Origin of the sequence: Bacillus sp. JJ1764 (assembly GCF_036962145.1) — a bacterium.
Lineage (GTDB): Bacteria > Bacillota > Bacilli > Bacillales > Cytobacillaceae > Neobacillus.
Window position 1 is genome coordinate 7,049 of sequence record NZ_JBALNY010000186.1, and the last position, 3,658, is coordinate 10,706.

The 3,658-nt window shown below is 40.5% G+C and carries 1 protein-coding gene and 1 other annotated feature; the gene reads left to right on the forward strand.

Annotated elements, in window-relative coordinates; genetic code table 11:
* Positions 1-253 precede the first annotated feature (253 nt).
* Entirely contained in the window at positions 254-3,283 is a 3,030-nt protein-coding gene (locus tag V7083_RS20825) for an efflux RND transporter permease subunit (RefSeq protein WP_335481529.1), read from the forward strand.
* 121 nt (positions 3,284-3,404) lie between these two features.
* Positions 3,405-3,634: a binding site (T-box leader), on the forward strand.
* Positions 3,635-3,658 lie beyond the last annotated feature (24 nt).

The following is a 3,658-nucleotide window of genomic DNA, read 5'->3' on the forward strand; positions in this document are numbered from 1 at the left end:
CCAAACCCGCAAGAATTCTAGAAAAATAATAGCCCAATTCCCTCTATTCCCACCCTAAATCCAAAGATGCTTAAAAAGCACAAACCCTATAATCCAATCCCAACTAGGTCTCTAGTCGTAGATAACTTTACACCAGCTGCCCGATGATGATAGAGATATGGAAAACCTATAATAAGAAAGGTAAAATCATCCAACAGATAAACACAGAAAGACACAAAGGGGTACAAAATCGTAACGGAGGGGAAGAGAAAAGATGCAATCGTGGATTAAATTTTCATTAAAGAATGCAGGAGTTATTTTTATAGCTATGTTAATGGTTATAGCAGGAGGGATTTTCTCTGTCAAAACCATGAAGATGGAATCAATGCCGAATGTCGACATTCCTTATATTGTCGTGCAGGTTCCATACATTGGCGCTACACCTGAACAAGGGTTAGAGGATATAGGAAAGCCGCTGGAGTCTACGTTGTCCGGCATAAAAAAACTGGATAATTTGTATATTGAAGCCCACAGTAATGTGGTCGTGGGGATCCTTGAATTCGAGATGAGCAAGGATATGGATGAAGCCGAAAAGGATGTTACCACGGCTGTCGCCTCGATGAAGCTGCCTGAAGGAGCAGAAAAACCAGAGATTTTAAAGGATGGCCCTTCTGCCGCGCCCGTGTTTCAATTTGCCCTTTCATCTGAAAAAGCCAGTCAATCAGACCTTACACAATATATCAATGATCACATCAAGCCGGCTTTAACCGGTATAGATGGTGCAGGTGCTATTGATATTTCCGGTGAGACGGAAAAGGAAATCGCAGTTAAATTGGATCCTGAAAAAATGAAAAATTATGGGATTTCATTTGAGACAGTTAAGCAAACCTTTTTAGCTCATCATTTTGCCTTTCCGGCTGGGCAGGTAAATGTAGAGGATAAAACATTAAATGTGCAGGCTGAGTTCAAATTACATTCTGTTAAGGAAGTTGAAAATATTCAAATTCTGTCTCAAGGACCAACTGGTATTCAACATGTAAAATTATCAGACATCGCTTCGGTTTCTTATCACAATAAAAAGGAAACAGTATATACTCGATTAAATCAAGAGCCGGCTGTATTAGTAGAAATGAAAGCACAGCCCGGGTCCAACGCTGTCAAAGTGGTATCGGAGGCTAAGAAAAAGCTAGACGATTTAGAGCTACCAACTGGTTATCAATTAACAAAATTATATGATACATCAAAGGAAGTAAAATCATCAGTGGATGGAATGCTGCGAGAAGTATTGCTTGGAACCTTGTTTGCCGTGATTGTTACGTTCTTGTTCCTACGTAATATAAGAGCAACAATCGTAGCTGTTCTTTCCATACCATTATCTATCTTAGCATCCATGATTACACTCAAATATTTTGATTACAGTTTAAACATGATGACACTTGCGGGAATAGCCGTAGCTGTTGGGCGTGTTATTGATGACTCGATTGTCGTCATCGAAAATATTTACCGCCGTACCTTAACCAGCGCAAGGCGTGATGAGAGAATGGTGCTAGCGGCAGCGAAAGAAGTAGGTGGTGCGATTACCTCCTCAACGTTGACAACCATTGCTGTATTTGGACCGCTGTCATTTGTACCTGGCATCATTGGCCGCTTCTTTGCACCATTTGGCATAACGGTTATTGTGGCCTTGGCTTTCTCGCTTATTGTCTCCTTAACCGTCGTCCCATTATTGGCAAAGCTATTTTTACTGCGAATTAAACATAAAGAAGTTAAAGAAACCTTTTTGGAAAAGTCATATAAGCACTTATTAACGTGGGTGTTAAATAAAAGGGCAGTCACGATCATCCTAGCCGTCATCATGTTTGCCGGATCTCTTGCATTAGTTCCAATGATTCCGAAGAACTTTTTACCGCAGGAAAAAGCAGTTTCTTACAGATTAACAGGAGATCTACCGGATGGAACATCACTGGATAAAGCAAATAAACTGGCTGTAAAGATGGAAGATATTTTAAAGAATGAGAAGCATGTGAAACATATCCAAACAGTTGTGAATGGCGAACATATACGTTTTTCCATTGATTTAAAGGATGAGATCACGAAAGAACAAGCTAGTGATTTTGAAAAAAACGTAAGAGTACAAGTCGAAAAATTGGATGATCAAATGCAAGTTGCTCTTTCACCTGTCGGAATTGCCGGTACATCCGGGGTGGCCCTAATTGTTGAAGGGGGCAATGCTAAAGATTTAGAGACTGCAGGAAAGTTGATTACAGAAGAAATTAAGGATATCGATGGCTTGGAAAATGTGAAATCCAACCTCACGGGAGTAAAGGAACAGCTCCAATTGGATATTGATGATCAAAAAGCAGCAGAAAAGGGGTTAAATCCTGTCATGATCGCAGGTCTTGTAAGAGAACTTATTTCCGGCGACCATGTGGCTGACATGCAAGTGGACGGAAAGACAACCAATGTTACCCTATTGTTGAATAGCAATCCTGTAAATTCCATTGACGAAATTATGAGTCAAAAAATCACTAATCCGCTAGGACAGCAATTCAGTCTTTCGGAAGTAGCTGCCCTGAAAAAAGTACCAAGTCCGTCCGCATTATTCCGCTTAAATCAACAGCCATATGTGGAAGTGACTGGCCGAATCACAACGGATAATTCCTCTGGTGTGCAGGCTGAGGTAGATAAACGCTTGAAAACGTTAGATTTGCCAAAAGGAGTAACCTATCATTCAGAAGGACAGGCGCAAGCCATGAATGAAGGGTTCACTAATATGACAATAGCGATGGCGGTTGCGGTTGTGCTTGTATTTATCGTGATGCTGATCGCATTTGGAAATATGCTCATGCCGGTTGCGATTTTATCGTCATTGCCGTTCTTATTTTCCGGTGGCTTACTGGGATTGTATGTAACAAACCAAGCACTTGGTATGCCAGCGTTAGTTGGATTCCTGATGCTAATCGGAATTGTAGTCACGAACGCTATTGTTTTAATGGAGCGAGTGAAACAGAATGAGAAGAAAGGCATGGAGCTAAAAGCTGCTTTGCTTGAAGCGGGAAAAACACGTTTACGCCCGATTCTTATGACGGCTCTTGCGACGATAGGAGCTCTTCTACCACTGGCTTTATCAACTGAAGGTGGCTTAATTTCACGATCGTTAGCGATTGTGGTTATATCAGGACTATTAACTTCTACGCTCTTAACCTTGGTCATTGTGCCTACAACGTATCATGTGATGACATCAGCAAAAGCAAAATTATTGAAAAGAAACACAGACCAAAAGGTTGAAAAAGTATCAGCATAATAGCTCTAAAGAAATTTATGGTATAACCCACAACAAAATGGATAGGAATAAATATAATAGATAGTAATAATTACAGTTGACGTTTGGAAATTTATGTATTATCATTGTTGTTAATCATTTAGTTCAGGCTATGAAAAGGACATGAATCATGCTTCGCTTTCTTATTAGAGAACAGGGTCACCGGCTGAAAGCCCTGAAGAAAAAAGGATGATTTACCACCTTGGAGCTGTTATGGGGAAATGGGTTAGCCAGAGTATCTATAACCGGGATAACCGTTATCAATTTGAGCGAAAAACGAACTTAGTCGTTTTTTGAAATTAGGGTGGCACCACGACCACACTCGTCCCTATTATTGGGATGGGTGTGGTCTTTTTT